This window comes from Streptomyces sp. NPDC000983, assembly GCF_040299205.1.
In the GTDB taxonomy this organism is placed as follows: domain Bacteria; phylum Actinomycetota; class Actinomycetes; order Streptomycetales; family Streptomycetaceae; genus Streptomyces.
In genome coordinates, this window is the sequence record NZ_JBEPBM010000002.1 from 105,383 (window position 1) to 121,474 (window position 16,092).

At 71.8% G+C, this 16,092-nt stretch carries 20 protein-coding genes and 1 pseudogene; 3 read left to right on the plus strand and 18 right to left on the minus strand.

Going from position 1 to position 16,092, the window contains the following annotated elements; all coding sequences use genetic code 11:
- Positions 1 to 21: 21 nt before the first annotated feature.
- From ABT296_RS02465 to ABT296_RS02490, 6 genes are all read right to left on the minus strand, one after another.
- Positions 22 to 1,680, minus strand: a complete 1,659-nt coding sequence (locus tag ABT296_RS02465) for a long-chain fatty acid--CoA ligase (protein WP_502977159.1) — start codon at positions 1,678 to 1,680, stop codon at positions 22 to 24.
- A 129-nt stretch (positions 1,681 to 1,809) separates the two neighbouring features.
- Positions 1,810 to 2,367, minus strand: a complete 558-nt coding sequence (locus ABT296_RS02470; RefSeq protein WP_351922499.1) for a SigE family RNA polymerase sigma factor — start codon at positions 2,365 to 2,367, stop codon at positions 1,810 to 1,812.
- Between the two features lie 305 nt (positions 2,368 to 2,672).
- On the minus strand, positions 2,673 to 3,818 hold the full coding sequence (locus ABT296_RS02475; protein ID WP_351922500.1) for a lipid-transfer protein: 1,146 nt from the start codon (positions 3,816 to 3,818) through the stop codon (positions 2,673 to 2,675).
- Entirely contained in the window at positions 3,815 to 4,204 is a 390-nt protein-coding gene (locus tag ABT296_RS02480) for a MaoC family dehydratase (RefSeq protein ID WP_351922501.1), read from the minus strand. Before ABT296_RS02480 ends, ABT296_RS02475 begins: the two co-directional genes overlap by 4 nt.
- Positions 4,201 to 5,166, minus strand: coding sequence for a bifunctional MaoC family dehydratase N-terminal/OB-fold nucleic acid binding domain-containing protein (locus ABT296_RS02485; RefSeq protein WP_351922502.1), 966 nt, complete (start codon positions 5,164 to 5,166; stop codon positions 4,201 to 4,203). Before ABT296_RS02485 ends, ABT296_RS02480 begins: the two co-directional genes overlap by 4 nt.
- Before the next feature lie 192 nt (positions 5,167 to 5,358).
- Positions 5,359 to 5,685 carry a hypothetical protein gene (locus ABT296_RS02490; protein WP_351922503.1) on the minus strand — a complete coding sequence of 109 codons (327 nt, stop codon included), beginning with the start codon at positions 5,683 to 5,685 and terminating at the stop codon, positions 5,359 to 5,361.
- Positions 5,686 to 6,083: 398 nt separating this feature from the next.
- On the opposite strand from ABT296_RS02490, the gene ABT296_RS02495 reads away from it, so the two are divergent.
- A complete protein-coding gene (locus ABT296_RS02495; protein ID WP_351922504.1) occupies positions 6,084 to 6,953 on the plus strand; it encodes a bifunctional DNA primase/polymerase in 870 nt (289 codons plus the stop codon).
- A 33-nt stretch (positions 6,954 to 6,986) separates the two neighbouring features.
- On the opposite strand, the gene ABT296_RS02500 is transcribed toward ABT296_RS02495, so the two are convergent.
- The 3 genes from ABT296_RS02500 to ABT296_RS02510 form a co-directional block, all read right to left on the minus strand.
- Positions 6,987 to 8,393, minus strand: a complete 1,407-nt coding sequence (locus ABT296_RS02500; RefSeq protein WP_351922505.1) for a hypothetical protein — start codon at positions 8,391 to 8,393, stop codon at positions 6,987 to 6,989.
- A gap of 97 nt (positions 8,394 to 8,490) precedes the next feature.
- The gene (locus ABT296_RS02505; protein WP_351922506.1) at positions 8,491 to 9,144 is read right to left on the minus strand and encodes a calcium-binding protein; all 654 of its coding nucleotides are present in this window, start codon (positions 9,142 to 9,144) and stop codon (positions 8,491 to 8,493) included.
- Positions 9,145 to 9,475: 331 nt separating this feature from the next.
- Positions 9,476 to 10,042 (minus strand): DUF4240 domain-containing protein, encoded by a 567-nt coding sequence (locus ABT296_RS02510; RefSeq protein WP_351922507.1) that lies wholly within the window; start codon positions 10,040 to 10,042, stop codon positions 9,476 to 9,478.
- 83 nt (positions 10,043 to 10,125) lie between these two features.
- Here ABT296_RS02510 and ABT296_RS02515 point away from each other — a divergent pair.
- Both ABT296_RS02515 and ABT296_RS02520 read left to right on the plus strand, forming a co-directional pair.
- Positions 10,126 to 10,341, plus strand: a pseudogene (locus tag ABT296_RS02515) (GntR family transcriptional regulator); the annotation flags it as partial.
- Between the two features lie 369 nt (positions 10,342 to 10,710).
- The gene (locus ABT296_RS02520) at positions 10,711 to 11,304 is read left to right on the plus strand and encodes an SMI1/KNR4 family protein (RefSeq protein ID WP_351922508.1); all 594 of its coding nucleotides are present in this window, start codon (positions 10,711 to 10,713) and stop codon (positions 11,302 to 11,304) included.
- 67 nt (positions 11,305 to 11,371) lie between these two features.
- Here the strand turns inward: ABT296_RS02520 and ABT296_RS02525 are convergent, their stop codons facing one another.
- The 9 genes from ABT296_RS02525 to ABT296_RS02565 form a co-directional block, all read right to left on the minus strand.
- Entirely contained in the window at positions 11,372 to 12,508 is a 1,137-nt protein-coding gene (locus ABT296_RS02525; RefSeq protein WP_351922509.1) for a tyrosine-type recombinase/integrase, read from the minus strand.
- On the minus strand, positions 12,508 to 12,729 hold the full coding sequence (locus ABT296_RS02530) for a helix-turn-helix domain-containing protein (protein ID WP_351922510.1): 222 nt from the start codon (positions 12,727 to 12,729) through the stop codon (positions 12,508 to 12,510). Before ABT296_RS02530 ends, ABT296_RS02525 begins: the two co-directional genes overlap by 1 nt.
- The gene (repSA, locus tag ABT296_RS02535; RefSeq protein ID WP_351922511.1) at positions 12,723 to 14,144 is read right to left on the minus strand and encodes a replication initiator protein RepSA; all 1,422 of its coding nucleotides are present in this window, start codon (positions 14,142 to 14,144) and stop codon (positions 12,723 to 12,725) included. The genes ABT296_RS02530 and repSA overlap by 7 nt, the downstream gene beginning before the upstream one ends.
- Positions 14,145 to 14,232: 88 nt before the next feature.
- Positions 14,233 to 14,568: a SpdD-like protein gene (locus tag ABT296_RS02540; RefSeq protein ID WP_351922512.1), complete on the minus strand. Its 336-nt coding sequence runs from the start codon at positions 14,566 to 14,568 to the stop codon at positions 14,233 to 14,235.
- 24 nt (positions 14,569 to 14,592) lie between these two features.
- Positions 14,593 to 14,748 (minus strand): hypothetical protein, encoded by a 156-nt coding sequence (locus ABT296_RS02545; protein ID WP_351922513.1) that lies wholly within the window; start codon positions 14,746 to 14,748, stop codon positions 14,593 to 14,595.
- Between the two features lie 12 nt (positions 14,749 to 14,760).
- On the minus strand, positions 14,761 to 14,952 hold the full coding sequence (locus ABT296_RS02550; protein ID WP_351922514.1) for a mobile element transfer protein: 192 nt from the start codon (positions 14,950 to 14,952) through the stop codon (positions 14,761 to 14,763).
- A gap of 1 nt (position 14,953) precedes the next feature.
- Positions 14,954 to 15,148: a hypothetical protein gene (locus ABT296_RS02555; protein WP_351922515.1), complete on the minus strand. Its 195-nt coding sequence runs from the start codon at positions 15,146 to 15,148 to the stop codon at positions 14,954 to 14,956.
- A 21-nt stretch (positions 15,149 to 15,169) separates the two neighbouring features.
- Positions 15,170 to 15,847, minus strand: a complete 678-nt coding sequence (locus ABT296_RS02560) for a DUF2637 domain-containing protein (protein WP_351922516.1) — start codon at positions 15,845 to 15,847, stop codon at positions 15,170 to 15,172.
- Entirely contained in the window at positions 15,847 to 16,050 is a 204-nt protein-coding gene (locus ABT296_RS02565; RefSeq protein ID WP_351922517.1) for a hypothetical protein, read from the minus strand. The genes ABT296_RS02560 and ABT296_RS02565 overlap by 1 nt, the downstream gene beginning before the upstream one ends.
- Between the last annotated feature and the right edge of the window lie 42 nt (positions 16,051 to 16,092).

Consider the following 16,092-nt stretch of genomic DNA (forward strand, 5'->3'; position numbering starts at 1 on the left):
TTGCTGTCGTGCGGGGCGGGCTCAGCCGAGCCGGGTGACGTCCAGCTCGCCCTCCGCGTACTGCCTGCGCAGCACCTTCTTGTCGAACTTGCCGACGCTGGTCTTCGGGACGGACTCGATGATCGTCCAGCGCTCCGGGAGCTGCCACTTGGCGATGCCTGCCTGATCGGCGAGGAAGGTGCGCAGGGCGGCGAAGTCGGCCGACGCGCCCTCCTTCAGGACCACGGTGGCCAGCGGCCGCTCGCCCCACTTGTCGTCGGGGACGGCCACCACGGCCGCCTCCGCGACCTCCGGGTGGGACATCAGGGCGTTCTCCAGCTCGACGGACGAGATCCACTCGCCGCCGGACTTGATGACGTCCTTCGCGCGGTCGGTCAGGGTGAGGAAGCCGTCCGCGCTGATGGTGCCGACGTCACCCGTCTTCAGCCAGCCGTCCGCGCTGAACTTGTCCTCGGGGCGCAGGGGTTCGGCGTCCGGGCCGTTGTAGTAGGCGCCGGCGATCCACGGGCCGCGGACCTCCAGCTCGCCCGCCGACTCGCCGTCCCAGGGCAGGCGCTCGCCGCCGGGGCCGCTCAGGCGGGCCTCCACCGAGGCCGGGAAGCGGCCCTGGGTGAGGCGGTAGCCGAACTCCTCGTCCGTGCCGACCGCGTGGGCCGGCGGACGGGCGATCGTGCCGAGCGGGGACGTCTCGGTCATGCCCCAGGCGTGGCAGACCCGCATGCCGAGCCGGTCGAACGCCTCCATGAGGGAGGGCGGACAGGCCGAGCCGCCGATGGTGACCTGGCCCAGCGAGGCGACCTCGCGCGGGCGGGCCGTCAGCTCGGCGAGCAGGCCCTGCCAGATGGTGGGGACGGCGGCCGCGTGGGTCGGCTTGATGCGCTCGATCATCTCCGCCAGCGGCGCCGGCTGGAGGAAGCGGTCCGGCATCAGCATGTTGACGCCGGTCATGAAGGTGGCGTGCGGCAGGCCCCAGGCGTTGACGTGGAACTGCGGGACCACGACCAGGGAGGTGTCCTGGTCGGTCAGGCCCATCGACTGGGTCATGTTGACCTGCATCGAGTGCAGGTAGATCGAACGGTGGCTGTACACCACGCCCTTGGGGTCGCCGGTCGTGCCGGAGGTGTAGCACATGGCCGCCGCGGCACGCTCGTCCAGCTCGGGCCAGTCGTACGCCGTCGCCTTCCCGGCGAGCAGCTCCTCGTACTCGTGCACCGAGACCGGCAGGTCGGCCAGCGCGGAACGGTCGCCGGGGCCGGACACGACCACGTGCTCGACCGTCTTCAGGTGCGGGAGCAGCGGGACCAGCAGCGGCAGCAGCGAGCCGTTGACGATGACCACGCGGTCGGCGGCGTGGTTGACGATCCACGCCAGCTGCTCCGGGGGCAGCCGGAGGTTGAGGGTGTGCAGGACCGCGCCCATGGAGGGGATCGCGAAGTACGCCTCGACGTGCTCGGCGTTGTTCCACATCAGGGTCGCGACCCGCTCGTCGCCCGCCACGCCCAGGTCGTCCTCGAGCGCGTGTGCCAGCTGGGCGGCGCGGGTGCCGATCTCGGCGAAGGAGCGGCGGTGCGGCTCGGCCTCGCCGGTCCAGGTGATCACCTGTGATGTGCCGTGGATCGCCGATCCGTGGGCCAGGATCCTGGAGATCAGCAGCGGTACGTCCTGCATGGTGCTCAGCACGGCGGTCCTCCCGGGGCGACATTGCCTACGCGGTGGTAAGAGTTGCGCAAAGTCTGCGCACATACCGTGCGGTATGTCACTAGGGAGGCGTGATCGATCACATCACGTTGCGTTCATCGCGCGAGGGCGCTAGCGGTTGGGAGCGAGTTCGGGGTCCTCGCGCAGCTTGCCGAGCGCGCGGGAGACCGCCGACTTCACCGTGCCCACGGAGACCCCGAGCACCTCGGCCGTCTGGGCCTCGCTGAGGTCCTCGTAGTACCTGAGAACGACCATCGCCCGCTGTCGGGCCGGCAGTTTCATGATGGCGCGCCACATCGCGTCGCGCAGCGCCTGCTGCTCGGCGGGGTCGTCGCCGCCGGGGCAGCACTCCGGCTCGGGCAGCTCGTCGGTCGCGAACTCGTCGACCTTGCGCTTGCGCCACTGGGAGGTACGGGTGTTGACCAGTGCCCGGCGCACATAACCGTCGAGCGCGCGGTGGTCCTCGATGCGCTCCCAGGCGACGTACGTCTTGGTGAGCGCGGTCTGCAGCAGGTCCTCGGCATCGGACGGGTTCGCGGTCAGCGACCTGGCCGTACGCAGCAGCACCGGCTGGCGGGCCCGCATGTACGACGAGAACGACGGGTAGGGGAGGGTCTGCGCCCTGGGTGCGGCGGCCTTCGAAGCGCTGGTGCAGACGGGTGTGGTCATGGCTCCACGCTAGGAGCGCACACCCCCTTCGCTCATCGCCCGGAGGTCCCGAAGCCGGGTCCCCCTCAGGTTGTAGGGGTGGGGGCAGCTCCACCTCCTGAGGGTGGACGAGGGGGCGGGGACTACTGCGGGTTTACCCCTGGGGGAGTACGAGGGGGGCGGCGCCGGGGACCGTCGGCGCAGGGCGCCCCTGGGGCTTGGGCGGCGGCGCAGGGCGCCCTGGCCCACAGCCGAGGACCCCGGAGTCCAGGCGGTGTCCGGAGCCCAGTCGGCGCCCGGACGCAACAGGGGGCCCCGGCGCCCCCTCACCCGTCCGCCGTGAGCACCAGCCCCGACGTGGGCACCCCCGTGCCCGCCGTCACCAGGGTCCGGGCCGCGCCGGGGACCTGGTTGACCGAGGTGCCGCGGATCTGGCGCACGCCCTCCGCGATGCCGTTCATCCCGTGCAGGTACGCCTCGCCGAGCTGGCCGCCGTGGGTGTTCAGGGGCAGCAGGTCCGCCGCGACGAAGTGCGCCGCCTCGCCCCTCGCGCAGAACCCGTACTCCTCCAGCTGCATCAGCACGAACGGGGTGAAGTGGTCGTAGAGGATCGCCACGTCGATGTCGGCCGGGCCCAGCCCGGCGGTGCGCCACAGCTGACGGGCGACGACCGCCGACTCGGGCAGGGCTGTGAGGTCGCCGGTGTGGAAGCCGGTCATCTGTTCCTGGCCGCGCCCGGAGCCCTGCGCGGCCGCCGCGACGACCGCCGGGGGGCGGCGCAGGCCGCGGGCGCGTTCCAGGGTGGTGACGACGAGCGCCTGGCCGCCGTCCGTCTCCTGGCAGCAGTCCAGCAGGCGCAGCGGCTCGGCGATCCAGCGGGAGGCGGCGTGGTCGGCGAGGGTGATGGGGCGGCCGTGGAAGTAGGCGGCCGGGTTGCCGGCCGCGTGGCGGCGGGCGGTGACGGCGACGGGGCCGAAGGCGGCCTCGGGGGTGAGTCCGTAGGTGTGCAGGTAGCGCTGGGCCGCCATCGCCACCCAGGAGGCCGGGGTGAGCAGGCCGAACGGCATCACCCAGCCGAGTGCCGCGCCCTCCGCCGACGGCTCCCGGTGCGACACCCCGGAGCCGAAGCGGCGGCCGGAGCGCTCGTTGAAGGCGCGGTAGCAGACGACGACCTCGGCAACCCCCGCCTCGACCGCGAGCGCGGCCTGCTGGACCGTGGCGCAGGCGGCGCCGCCGCCGTAGTGGACGCGGGAGAAGAAGGACAGCTCCCCCATCCCGGACGCCTGGGCCACGGTGATCTCCGGACTGGTGTCCATGGTGAAGGTGACCAGCCCGTCCACGTCGGCCGGGGTGAGCCCCGCGTCGTCGAGCGCGGCCCGGACCGCCTCCACGGCCAGCCGCAGCTCGCTGCGCCCGGAGTCCTTGGAGAACTCGGTGGCGCCGATCCCGGCGATCGCCGCGCGGCGGTTCACCGCCCGCCGCCCAGGACGACGGTGGCCGTGCCGGTCACGTGCGCGCCCAGGCTGTTCGTCCCGACGACGCGCACGGTCAGGGTGTCGCCGTCGACGGCCTCGATCCGGCCGGTCAGCACCATGGTGTCCCCGGGGTGGTTGGGGGCGCCGAGCCGGATGGCGAGGGCGCGCAGCGCCGACGCGGGTCCGAGGCGGTCGGTGAGGTAGCGGCCGACGAGGCCGTTGGTGGTGAGGATGTTCATGAAGATGTCCGGGGAGCCCTTGGACCGGGCGAGTTCGGGGTCGTGGTGCACGTCCTGGTAGTCGCGCGAGGCGATGGCCCCGGCGACGATGAGCGTGCGGGTGACCGGGACGGTGAGCGGCGCCAGTTCGTCCCCGGCCCTCATCCGGCCGCCTCCTCGCCGGCCCGCCGATCGGGCAGCGTCAGCTCCTTCTCGCCGGCCCGCCACACGGGCAGCGTCAGCTCCTCGTCGCAGACCTGGAACTCCACCCGCACCGGCAGCCCGACACGCACCTTGTCGTAGGGCACCCCGACCACGTTCCCGAGCATCCGCACCCCTTCCGCGAGGTCGATCAGCGCGACCGCGTAGGGCGGGTCGAAGGCCGGGAAGCGCGGGTGGTGCATGACCACGTACGAGTGGACGTGCCCGGTGCCGACCGCCTCGACGGTGTCCCAGTCCTGGCCGCCGCAGGCGTTGCAGCCGGGCAGCCAGGGGTGGCGCGGCCGGGTGCAGGCGGTGCAGCGCTGGATCAGCAGCCGCCCCTGCCGGACGCCTTCCCAGAAGCCCGCGTTGTCGCGGTTGACGACCGGGCGGGGACGCCGGGGCCGGTCGGGCTCGCGCGCGGAGGGGCGCCGCGCGGGCGCGTACTTGAGGATGCGGAAGCGGTGGGTGCCGACGAGTTCGGCGCCGACCCGCAGCTCGGTGCGGGTGGTCACGAAGTGGCCGGTGCCGAGCCGGGTGGTCTTGCGGTCCGACACCGACTCGACGACCGTGTCGAAGGTGACCTCTTCGCCGGGGCGCAGCGGGCGCGGGTACTCCTGCTCGCAGTCGGTGGCGACCACGGAGGTGAAACCCGCCGCGTCGAGCAGGCCGAGCAGTTCGTCGTAGGCCGCCGCGCGGGCCGGATGCCCGGACAGGCCGCCCATCGTCCACACCTGGAGCATGGTGGGCGGGGCGATGGCGTCGGGGCCGGTGTAGGCGGGGTGGGTGTCGCCCATGGCCTCGCACCAGTGCCGGATCATGGGCAGGTTGACGGGGTCCTTGCCGGTGCCCCCGGTGGCCGCGGTCCGACCCTCGAAGCCCTTGAGCCGCGCGGTGAGCGCTTCGGTGTCCACGTCGGAGTCCACAGCCGCCTCCCCTCCAAGACTTTCTGACTGTCCGTCAGATGTGAGGGAGTGTCAAGAGCGTTCAGCCGCAAGGGTTCGAGGGCACCGAACGGGACGGAAAACGTCCGCGCGGCGATGCCGTAGCACCGCCGCGCGGACGTGAACACCCCACGGAGCACACCTCGGGAGGGACCGGGGAGCCGGCCCCTCAGCTCACCACCACAGCGGGGTGAAGCCGATGGCCACGTTGTCGTTGCCCTGGTTGACGGCCGTGAAGGCGGACCCGTCGACCTGGGCGGTGTTGCTCTGGTTCGAGGCGCCGGAGCCGATCGCCTGCTGCTGCGTGGTGGAGGAGTTGCCGTTGTTGTCGCCGCCGACCCCACTGCCGATGATGCCCTGCCAGGCATGGGTGACGGCCGCGCTCGATCCGTCGCCCGCGAGGGCGCCGTCGTCCGCGGACGCGACGCCGGTGAAGAGGGCGGCGGCGAGCGGCAGTGCGGAGACGGCGGCGATGACGCGGGCGGTACGGATGCTTGCCATGTCTGTTCCTCCAGAACGTGAATCGCGTGAAGCCGTTGGGACCGGCTTCGGAACTTCCGAGCTACGGCCTCGGCCGAACTTCGACCTGGCCCGAACTACGGCCTTGACCTGGGCAGTTGGCCGACCGCCCGGTGTTGATCACGACGTCGCGAGTCCAGAGTTGCCCACCGAATCCCCGGCGAACCACCCCGGAAGCCCTGATTCGCTCTCAAGCGTGATGACAAGTCGATAAACCCCCTTCCCGTACCAGAAGCCCCACTTTCGGACACCCGGAACGACCCGCTCCAAGCACCGCGGGAGAGGAAGCGTTCCGTCACATTTCCAGCCAATCCACGCCACCCGGCGAGTCGCCGCCCACCTCTCTTCCTTTTCTCGAACACACGTACGAACATGGATGCATGGCCACCACCGACCGGCAGGCCACGACACTGGCCCTCGCGCACGCCCTGTCAGCCGCGGAACGCGGCCTGGCCGTCATCCCCCTGTCCCGGACGAAACTCCCGGCCCTGCGCTCCCCCCACCGCCACGAACCCGACCCGCTCCCCTGCCACGGCGAGTGCGGCCGCCCGGGCCACGGCGTCCACGACGCCTCGACCGACCCCGCGCGCATCCGCGAACTGTTCTCCGCGGCCCCCTGGACGACCGGCTACGGCATCGCCTGCGGACTGCCCCCGCACCACCTGATCGGCGTCGACCTCGACACCAAGTCGGGTACGGACTCCTCGGCCGCCCTGCGCGAACTGGCGCTGCGCCACCTGTTCACGATCCCCGACACGGTCGTCGTCCTGACCCCGAGCGGCGGCCGCCACCTCTGGCTCAGCGGCCCGCCGGACGTCGTCGTCCCCAACTCGGCCGGCCGCCTCGCCCCCGGCATCGACATCCGGGGCGCCGGCGGCTACCTCGTCGGCCCCGGCTCCCGCACCGAACACGGCGTCTACGGCACGGCCCCGGGCACCGCACACCTGGCCCCGGCCGCCTGCCCGCCCGCCCTGCTCCGCCTGCTGCTCCCACCGCCGAGGGCGCCCAGGAGCCCGGTGCCCGCTTCGGCGGGCGATCACGGCCGGGGGCTGGTCCAGTTCGTCCTCGCCGCCCATGAGGGCCAGCGCAACACCCGCCTGTTCTGGGCCGCCTGCCGGGCCTACGAGGACGGCATCGGCCCCGACCTGGTCGACCCCCTGGTCGAGGCGGCCCGCGGCACCGGCCTGAGCGAGCGGGAGGCCCGGGCGACGATCGCCTCGGCGGCCCGGATGACGGGGCACCGGGCGTGAACCCCCTGGGGGCCCGGCGAGCCCGGCCCGGTCCTACGGGCGCCGACGCCCGCGCAGGGCCCGAAGCAGACCCTCGACCGGCGACGCCTCCACCGCGCCCTCCCTCCCGCGCCCGCTCCCGGGCAGGGGCGCGCCGAGATCGAGCGCGTCCGCCAGATACCTGGTCACGGAGTCGCCCCCGCGGGCGTGCGGGAACCTGAAGTAGAAGGCGTGGGCGAACCCCGGCACCAGGCTCCAGGGCCGGTTGCCCCGTACCGCGACATCGGTGATCCCGTTCCCGAACAGTCCCCGGAGCGGACCGCCGAACCAGTCGCCGAGGATCCCGAAGAACGACGGCACCGCCGGGAACCACAGGTTCGTCCAGCGGACGACGGCGAACGGCGACCAGTCGTTGAGCACGTCCGCGCCCTTCACCCGGTAGGTGTAGCGGCCGTCGCCGGGGCCGAGGTCGGCCTGCTTCAGCGGCGGGCAGGTGACGATCTCACCGCGGGCGACCCGTTGGTCGAAGTCCTCGCGGTTCTTCGTGTACAGCCGGTCGGCGAAGCACATGGGCGTGCCGCAGCTGACGAAGTCGGTGATCCGCCAGGGGTTCCCGCGGTCGCGCAGATCACCCCAGAGCCGCCACTGGGCGGCCCGGTAGCGCCGGAGCGCGTCCTCGTCCGGAGCCGGCCCGGACCCGCGCTCCGGCAGCGCAGCCACCGCACCTTCGAACTCCCCCAGGGAGGGCGGGGCACCGGTGACGCCCGGGCGGAACCGGCCGTGCTGGGCGCCCCAGAGGGAGTTGATGCCGTCGTAGGCGATGTAGGCGCCGAGGCTGTGCGCGACGACGACGATCCGGTCGTACCGGGGGCGGCCGCCGATCTCGGACTCGTGCAGCCCCTTCAGCAGCTCGACGAACCCCTTGCGGATGTCCCGCCGCACCGCGTACGAACGCGGCGAGGTGTCGAGGTAGCGCACGACGTCGACGAAGCTGTTGGTCAGGAGCGAGGGCCCGAACCGGGTGGCGAGGAAGAGCAGGAGGACGCCGAGCGTCCCGGCGCCGAACGCGCTGAGCGCGATGCGCAGCAGGTTCTCCGCCACCGCCCGGTCGGGGTCGAAGGCGAGCCCCAGCCGCAGGATCCCCCAGCCCACGGCGGCGAGCAGCAGCCAGCACAGCGTCCACGGCAGCCGCAGCCCCCTGGGCGGGAGCCGGCGGATCATCTTCAGGAAGACCGGCACCATGTCCGACAGCCGGTTGCCCTGCATCAGATGCGCCCAGTGGTACTCGAAGAACTCCGTCTGCGGACGCTCCCCGCTCGACGGCGCCAGGAACCGGCGGGACTCGAAGGACCCGGACACGATGTCCCGCCGCGAGTAGAACCTCCACTTACCCGGCTCCTCGGGCGGCAGCCCCGCCCGGATGAACCCGGTGAGCGCGTCCAGCGGGCGCTGCTCACCCATCCCGTGCACGATCACTACCGCCTGGCGCCGAGTCCCCATGCACGCTCAATCGGCACGGGCGGCACCGTACTTGACCGGCGCCGAGGGGGACGGTCACTCACCTGGTGTCGACGTAGTCCCCGGCGGCCTTGGCGGACGCGGTCGTGGCGGTACCCGCGAAGGCGTAGCGCCAGTAGCCGTCGGCGGAAGCGGTGACGGTGCTCCGCAGGGTGCCGGTGCTGCTCGTGGTGACGTTCTTGACGGTGGTGCAGGTACTGGTGCCCGCCTTGCGGAACTGCGGCTTCACCGACTGGCCGGCGTACCCGTGGTAGGCGTTGTCGTCCCAGTTGGCCCGGCTGAGCCTGCCCGTCACGGTCAGGGTCGCGCCCTTGCGCACGGGTTCGGGGGAGGCGTCGGTCGTGAGCTTGGCGTACCGCTGGACGGAGAACCTGGTCGGCCAGTTCTGCGTGACGACGTCGTGGTCCTTGGAGCTGATGTCCACGTACGCCTGCCAGGCCCCGGCCTGCGCGTTCTCCAGCCCGTAGCGGCCCGGGTCCATGACGTAGCTCATGGAGCAGGTCGCGGTGGTGGCGTTGACGGCCCGGCAGCCCAGGTTCTCGTGGTAGCCGAACCCGGTGGCGGTCGCCGAACTCCAGATGTCGCTGTAGTAGGCCCCGTTGATCCCGGAGCTGTCCGTGGCGGTGATCGCCAGAACGAAGGTCTTCTTCGCCGTGGCACCGACCACGACGGGCTCACCGCCGTTGAACGCCACCTTCGTGATCCTCAGATCCCCGTCCCCGGACGCGGCCTCGGCAGCCGGAACGCCCGGACCCGAGAGCACCACCGCCCCCGAAAGCAGCAACCCACCACCAAGCCTCCGCACAGAACCCCCCGCAGACCACGTCCACCACCTTGCTCCAAGGCGGCGGGACGAACAGGTGAGCGGAGCATGGAGCGCCCCGAACAGGCCGCCTCCGGCGGGTCGGCGAGCCCGCGGAAGGGGTGCCCCCCATCCGACGATCAGAGCCGCAGCCGCCACCTTTCACCTGCGGTGACGCATCGAGCAGCGGAGTCGGGCTCACCGTCGCACGCCCTTGTGTCAGTCAGCGTGGTCCGGGGCCGAGATGGAGCGCAGCCAGACACGGCATACGCCGACGCATCTGCCGGCCGTCGTCAAAGTCGAACGACTCGCCCATGTCGTCGCTGTCGTCCGCTTCGGCCGTGGCGCGGGCGTCGACGTAGGCAGCCCAGTCCGACCAGAAGGCCTCCACGTCACCGGTCAGTCGCTCATACGCACTGGACGACACAAAGTTGAATGCTTCATCGAAGATGACGTCCTGATCCCCGGCAGCCGCCGCTACACGCACGGCAGGATGCTCGGCGAGTGCGTCAGGCGAGGCGGCGGCCCGTTCGTACCACTCACGTCCGAGCGCCACCAGACCCGCTGTGAAGTCACTGAACCGGTCATCGGAACAGCCGCCGCCCATGAGGTAGGCGGCCGCCCATACGTCCCAGCGATGGACCGCGTGGCGCAGGTGGGAGAAGCGGTGTTCGAAGGCGAGAATCTCCTCCGCGGTCAGGGCCGACAGATGGTCGACGACAGCCACGTCGAACGGCTTGTCACTGTCCCTGGCTGCTTCGACCACGCGCCAGAACGCTTCGGTGTCCATGGCGGGCAGTTTGCCAGGGCGCTATGACAGCCTCCTCCGCGTCGGCCCGGAGATCAGGACCCGAGGTGGCGGCGCCTGCCGAAATCTCCGCGGGCGAGTTGTGCGTCCGGAGGGCGTACGACGGCAAGCCGGTCCAACTGTCGGCGAGTTGGGATCTGTACGACCTCACCACAGGCTCTCTCGGCGCTCTCCCCGAGGGCGGACCCCACTCCGGGGCCGGAGTCGTGAACCGCCTGGCCGCGATCGAAGTCACCGTCAGCCACGCCGTGGAACAGCCCGAGCCGCGAACGCCGAGGGCGCATCGCTGATCGGTCACCCACGAGGCGCAGTGCGCCAGGCGCATGACCCCAGCACTGCTCACCGCGCCCTCCACATGTCCCACCCGTGCCCGACAGCGCAGGAGACCACGGGTAGCAGCGGTGCGCGACGGGCGCCCCGAACGGCAACGGCCCCCGACCAGACATGCTGGTCAGGGGCCGTTCACCACCGCGGTGGGTGTGGGATTTGAACCCACGGTGACTCGCGCCACGACGGTTTTCAAGACCTTCCGGCGGCCTGAGCGCCTCGCGATTGCGCCGCAGGTCAGACCGGTACAGGCGCCCCGGTGAAACCGCCGCCATCATCTTCGTGCCCGCTACGTGCCCCAGGGCGTCTCTTTCAGATCTTGGATGATGACCGGCATGAACACGGAAATCTGCGACCACACCGAGTTGGCCACCCTCCGCGAGGTCTTCGCTTCCCGTCCCGAAGCGATACCGGCGGCCGGATGGACGGCGGTGCGGTCATTCGAGGCTGAGCACGGCATCGTGCTCCCTGAGCCGTACCGCACCTTCGTGGCGGAGATCTGCGACGGGCTGCGCGCAGGTCCTCCCTACTACGGTCTGCTGCCCCTCGCACAAACACCGTCGGACTGGGGCTCGGACCGACCGGAGCGCCTGCTTGCCGAGCCCTTTCCGCTCACCGCGTCCTGGTTGTGGGAAGAAGAGTCGGAGGAGGACGAAGAAGTGTCGGAGCAGGAGTTGGAGGCCCGGATGGACTCCGTGTTCGATCACGGCTCACTGTTGCTCGGCACTGACGGCTGCGGGATGTACTGGCACCTGATCATCACCGGCCCGCAGCGCGGTCACGTCTGGTTGATCGATGAGAACGGCGCGGTGCCGTTCGGCACCCGGCCGGACACCTCCCTGATGCTGGGCACGCCCGGTTTCACCGGGTGGGTGACCCACTGGGCCCAGGGCCGCTCCTGGTTCGCCGAGGCGTAGAGCCACGAAATGATGCCCCTGGCGCTCTTCCCGGCCAAGGGCATCACCTTGTGTTCACGTCCCAGGGCTACTCGCATGCCTCAGACGAACCGCCGTTCTCGTGCTCCACCAGCCATGCATCAGCAGCTTCCGCCACTTGGTCATCGCGCCCCGCGACAGGACGGGCATAGTGGCGGGTGGTGACACTCGCGTTCGAGTGGCCGAGGCGGTGGGCGGCGGTCATGACGCCGTACCGGTCGGCGACCCAAGTCCCATGCGACGCCCGGAGATCGTGCGGGGTGACGTCCGTCAGCCCGGCCGCCGCCACCGCAGGGTCGAAGTACGCCTTGCGCCACTGGTTGTAGCGCAGCGGCTTGCCACCGGGCGTCACGAAGAGGAGTGCGTCCTCCCCACCCTTCAGCGTCTCCAGGTGCCGGCCGAGCCGCTGCACCAGCGAAGGACCGATCCGTAGAACTCGCTTCTGATGGGTCTTGGGGGTGTCGAAGACGAGCGTGCCGTTGGCCTCAGCCAAGTTCTCGTCGACGAGGACCAGGCCGCCGGAGACGTCGATGTCCGCCCGCCGAAGCGCGAACGCCTCACCGACCCGCAGGCCCGCGTACGCGAGCAGGGAGATCAGCAAGTCATGCGGCGCCGCCGCGTTCCGCACGATCCGCGAGGCTTCCAGCGGGGTGAGGATGTGCGGCTCGGTCTGCGGCATCCGAGGCAGCTTTACGCCCCGGCACGGGGTCTGCGGGATCATGTCGTTGTCGACGGCCGCACGCATGATCTGCGAGAGCACCCGGTACGCCTGCCGAATCCGCGACGCGCTCAGCCCCCGGGTCTTCATGGCGCCCACCCACTCAACGACCGTGATCGGCCGGAGGCTGGACAGCTCACGCTCCCCCAGCGCCGGGACGATGAGCGAGTTGATCAGTGACCGGTACGACGCCTGCGTCTTGTGCTTGAGCTGCGGCGAGACGGCGGTGAGCCACCGGCCCGACCAGTCGCGGACGGTGGTCTGTCCCTCCGCAGGGTCGAGCCAGCGCCCCTCTTCGATCTCTATGCGCTTCCGGGCCAACCAACGATCGGCGTCCGTCGTAGTGGCGAACGTCCGGTCGGCGGCGCGGAGCACGCCGTCAGGACCCGGGTAGCGAGCCTGGAAGCGACCGGACGGCAGCTTCCGGACACGGCCGAAGCTGCGGCGGGACTTGCGCTTGCCGGCCATCAGGCGGGCCTCCGGTACGCCGACGCCGGCCGCAGGACAATCGGCTCCACCGTGTGAGCGGTGACGTACGCGTCCACCGCGCTCTCCGGGATGCGGACATGACGGCCGACCTTGACGAAGGTGATCCGGCGTTCCTCGATGAGTCGGCGCGGGAAGCGGAGGCTGGTCCCGAGGCGTTCGGCGACCTGGTCCACGGTGAGGAGTCGGTCCACGGTCACCACTCCCCTTCGTCGGCGGCAAGGCTGTTCAGGGCGTCACGAGCGGTCTCACGATTCGTCTGGAGGTCGCGCGCGATGGTGGCGGCGAGGGCGGCTTCACCGGGCGTGTGGCCGTGGCCCGCGTACTGCCAGTCGGTGAGGACGAGGACCGTGTCCGGCTCGCGGTCGTCGAGGCCGAGGGCGGAGGCCTCTTGGGCGGCGCGGTAGTCGGCACGTTCCTTGCGGAGGGCGCCGAGCGTGGTGGAGTAGCTGCGCGACTTGGACGAGAAGTGGCCGCGGAAGCCGAGCATGTGTGCCCAGGCCCAGAGGCGCCGGTCCGGGTAGAGGGCATCCAGGTCGCGGCAGGCCGTGATGAGTCGGCGGGTGTGGTCGGGGACGTGGTGGCGGTCGAGTTCGGCGAGTTCGCCAATACGGCGGTCGAGGCTGCCGGTGTTCTCGGCGGCTTTGGTCGCGTACTTGGCCACGTACGAGGCGACGGCCTGTTCGGTGATGTCGGAGCCGTCACCGAAGGCCTTGACCGGGCGGACGTCGAGTTGCCGACCCCAGCGGAAGGTACGGGCGGGTTGGTCGGCGGCGGCCGGGACGGAGACGGACGTGTAGGAGTGCCGGGCGGCGGCGCGTATCGCGTCGGTGAGGAGTGCGGCGGTAGCCCACTTGGGCGGCGGTGTGCCGGGTCCGTCCGGGCCGTCGAGGCGGATGACGGCGTGAAAGTGCAGAGCCCCGCGCTTCTGGAATTCGGCGACTTTGCCGTACGAGACGCGGAGGTGCTCGGGGAGTTCGCGGCGGGGCAGGCCGGCGCGGGCGGCGAGTTCGCGGCGCAGGCGTGTGGTGAAGCGCTGCCAGAGCTGTCCGGCGTGGTTGTTGAAGAGGACGGCGCCCTCGTAGTCGTACGTGTCGGGGTCGAGGGCGGTGCCGAGTTCGGGGGCGTCGGGGGTGTGGGGCGTGCCGCAGCGGCAGGTGCCGCCGTGGTCGGGGCGGTTGTGGACCGGGCCGAAGGAGGGGGCGGTGAGGGTGGTGAAGACGCGGGGGTGGTCGCGGACGGCGGCGGGGATGTCGCGGCGGTCGTCTCCGGCGAGGCCGGCGCGGATGAGGTGGTAGGTGTCGCCCGCGTAGGTCCAGGCGCAGGAGGGGCAGCGGGAGGCTCGGCGGTTGCCGCAGGCGAGGCGGAGGCGTCCGCCGGGTTCGATGGCGGTCGTGTAGTGGTGCAGGGTCTCGCCGGTGGTCTTGTCCTTGTGGAGGGTCCAGCCGGTGAGGTGGATGGGGTCGGAGCAGCCGCCGGTGCGGCGGATCTGATCCTCCCAGCGGGTGTAGTCGGAGGCCGAGGCGACTCGGAGGACGTCCCGGAGGGTGGTCGGGTCGAGCGGCGGGCGGGCGGGAGTGCGGTTCTTCTGCGTCGCGGTTGAGGCCCGGTGGGCCATGCTGGAGGTTCCTTCCGGTTCTGTGGATCGGACGGGTCGGCTCCCGGGCGGCGGATGCTTGGCGGTATCGAGGCCGCCCGGGGGCCTTTCAGCGGTGCTTGGTCTCGGCGCGGAGCAGGGAGCGCAGGACGACCGCGCAGACGGCGACCGAGGCCCCGGTAACGGCGACGGCCAGGAGCAGCGAGACCAGGACGGCGCCCACGACCAGGACCACGGCGGTACCGGCGCCGACGAGGGCGAGGGCGGTGCCGGGGGTGAGCTGGACGACCGGGCGGGACGTCGGTGCGGGCGTGGGGGCCGTGGGTGCCGGCTGGCCCGGGGCGGCGTTCGGGGTGCCGGGGGTGATGCTGGTCGGCTGGATGACGGCGGGCGGGGTGACCAGGCCGGTGGGCTGGGGCATGGTCGGGAGCTTGGGCCGGAACATGGGCGGTTTCCCTTCCGGGGCGGGCTACTTGAGGGAGCTGTTGATCAGCGGGGCGAAGACGCTGTCGGCGAGGAGGTAGCCGCCGAGGAGCAGCACGCAGATCAGCCACCAGGGCGGGCGGATGAGCTTGACGCCGAGGTAGCCGACGGCCAGCAGGGCGAACCAGAGGGGAACGTCCACGGTCGGTGTCTCCTAGCGGACGGTGCAGCGGTGGGTGCGGGCGGCGAGCTGGGCGGCGGTCTGGCTGGAGTAGTCGGCGGACCAGCCGCAGCGGTCGGCGGTGCAGGCGGCGGCGTGGGTGGTGCGGCCGTTGCGGTCGCGGTGGGTGCCGATCTGCACGGGGCCGATTCGCATCAGGGAGTGGAAGTTGTCGCGGGAGGGCATGTCAGTCGCTCTCCGTCCGGGTGGTCGTCGGGTCGGGGAAGGCGGCGCGGATGCCTGCGGCGGTGGCCGGGTCGGCGGTACGGAGGGCGGCTTCCTCGGCGAGGAGGTACGCGAGGTAGGGGCGGCCGGCGGCAGCCATCTCGCGGGCTCCGTCGAGGTAGTCGGCGGCGGTCAGGTCGGCGTGGTCGCGGATCATCTGGGCTCGGCCCCTTCCTGGTCAGGTGAGTTGGGCGGCGATGGCGTCGGCGAGGTGGGGCGGGACGCCGAGGCGGGAGCGGAGGGTGTCGGGGTCGATCGGGGCCCCGGTGCGGGCGCGGTGGTCGGCGGCGACCTTGCGGGCGTGGTCGACGAGGGCGGCGGGGACCGGGCGCGCAGGAACCGCGGGGGCGGTGACTTCCGGAGCGGGCGGCGCGTCGGGCGCGGCCGGAGCCTCCGCTACGGACCCCTCGGCGTCCGGCACAGCCAGGGCGGTGGCCGACTGGACCGGCTCACGCTCCGGCTCCGGCTCCGGCTCCGGGTGGGCGCTGGGTGAGTGGGCGAGGAGCGTGCCACCGAGGAAGGCGACGGCCGGCCATCCGGCGACGCCGAGGCGGAGCAGTGCGGGCGGGTCGGCCAGGTCGAGGAACCCGGCGGTGGCGACGTTGGCGCCGAGCGAGGCAAACAGCGCGACCAAGAACCAGCACCAGGCCATCCGCGACGGCCCCTCGCTCCGCAGCCGACGCCAGGCGGCGACGAGGAGCAGATCAACGCTCACCGGGTACGCCCACGCCTTCCATCCGTCCTGCCCGGCAGCGGCGGCCAGGTCGTGAAGGTGGGCGAAGGACAGGGCACCGGCGATCACGGCCTGAATCAGCACCGCGTCGACCCGCAGGCCGTGACGAGCGGCGGCGCTCATCAGGCGTCGCCCGGGTAGGTCGGACCGCTGTCCGGCCCGCAGTCGTCCGGGAACGTCCCCGGCGGCGGCTCGGGCAACGACACGGCGAGCGCCGGGCTGACCACGTCCACGAAGTCGAGGTCGGCGCCGGCCATGTCGGCGTAGAGGGCGAGCTGTCCGAGGAGGAGCACGGTCCGGGCGAAGTCCTCGCAGTCCGGGCACATGACGGGGGTCTCCCTTCCTTTGGGCATGGCGGGGCAGGGACT

What these genes read in the sequence shown, in the direction of transcription:
- ABT296_RS02470 (WP_351922499.1), bottom strand. Translation starts at nt 2,367, where the DNA reads ATGACCACACCCGTCTGCACCAGCGCTTCGAAGGCCGCCGCACCCAGG.
- ABT296_RS02480 (WP_351922501.1), bottom strand. Translation starts at nt 4,204, where the DNA reads ATGAGGGCCGGGGACGAACTGGCGCCGCTCACCGTCCCGGTCACCCGC.
- ABT296_RS02490 (WP_351922503.1), bottom strand. Translation starts at nt 5,685, where the DNA reads ATGGCAAGCATCCGTACCGCCCGCGTCATCGCCGCCGTCTCCGCACTG.
- ABT296_RS02495 (WP_351922504.1), top strand. Translation starts at nt 6,084, where the DNA reads ATGGCCACCACCGACCGGCAGGCCACGACACTGGCCCTCGCGCACGCC.
- ABT296_RS02500 (WP_351922505.1), bottom strand. Translation starts at nt 8,393, where the DNA reads ATGGGTGAGCAGCGCCCGCTGGACGCGCTCACCGGGTTCATCCGGGCG.
- ABT296_RS02510 (WP_351922507.1), bottom strand. Translation starts at nt 10,042, where the DNA reads ATGGACACCGAAGCGTTCTGGCGCGTGGTCGAAGCAGCCAGGGACAGT.
- ABT296_RS02520 (WP_351922508.1), top strand. Translation starts at nt 10,711, where the DNA reads ATGATGACCGGCATGAACACGGAAATCTGCGACCACACCGAGTTGGCC.
- ABT296_RS02525 (WP_351922509.1), bottom strand. Translation starts at nt 12,508, where the DNA reads ATGGCCGGCAAGCGCAAGTCCCGCCGCAGCTTCGGCCGTGTCCGGAAG.
- repSA (WP_351922511.1), bottom strand. Translation starts at nt 14,144, where the DNA reads ATGGCCCACCGGGCCTCAACCGCGACGCAGAAGAACCGCACTCCCGCC.
- ABT296_RS02540 (WP_351922512.1), bottom strand. Translation starts at nt 14,568, where the DNA reads ATGTTCCGGCCCAAGCTCCCGACCATGCCCCAGCCCACCGGCCTGGTC.
- ABT296_RS02550 (WP_351922514.1), bottom strand. Translation starts at nt 14,952, where the DNA reads ATGCCCTCCCGCGACAACTTCCACTCCCTGATGCGAATCGGCCCCGTG.
- ABT296_RS02555 (WP_351922515.1), bottom strand. Translation starts at nt 15,148, where the DNA reads ATGATCCGCGACCACGCCGACCTGACCGCCGCCGACTACCTCGACGGA.
- ABT296_RS02560 (WP_351922516.1), bottom strand. Translation starts at nt 15,847, where the DNA reads ATGAGCGCCGCCGCTCGTCACGGCCTGCGGGTCGACGCGGTGCTGATT.
- ABT296_RS02565 (WP_351922517.1), bottom strand. Translation starts at nt 16,050, where the DNA reads ATGTGCCCGGACTGCGAGGACTTCGCCCGGACCGTGCTCCTCCTCGGA.